A 376-nucleotide genomic window follows, 5' to 3' on the forward strand; every position below is an offset into this window, starting at 1 on the left:
GGCGCCGCCGAGCAGCTGCCCTTTCTGCTGGAGGCGAGCATGACCGCGGTGGTCGCCCTGGCCCGCCGCCAGCAACACGAACGCCTGCCCTGGCGCCTGCAGTTCGCCTACGCCGAACCACGCCATGTCGAGCAGTACTGGGTGCATCTCAGCGACGAGCTGAGCTTCGATCGCCCATCGACAGTCATGAGCCTGCCCCGCGAATACCTGCTGCGCCCCTGGCCGCACGCCGGTGCCACCGGCGCGCACATCGCCCGCCAGCAGTGCGACCAGCAGCTCGCGCAATGGGGCTGGCAGGGCAGCCTGCTCGACGAGCTGCACGCCCACCTCAGCGCCCATATCCACCAGCCGCTGAGCCTGGAGCGAGTGGCCGAGG

General features: G+C 70.5%; 1 protein-coding gene. It reads left to right on the plus strand.

What is annotated here, in order from left to right:
* Positions 1-39 precede the first annotated feature (39 nt).
* Positions 40-376 (plus strand): hypothetical protein (locus tag J0A65_RS26350; RefSeq protein ID WP_206597137.1); only part of this gene is annotated, 337 nt, incomplete at its 3' end.

It is taken from the genome of Bowmanella yangjiangensis, from assembly GCF_017255015.1.
GTDB lineage: Bacteria > Pseudomonadota > Gammaproteobacteria > Enterobacterales > Alteromonadaceae > Bowmanella > Bowmanella yangjiangensis.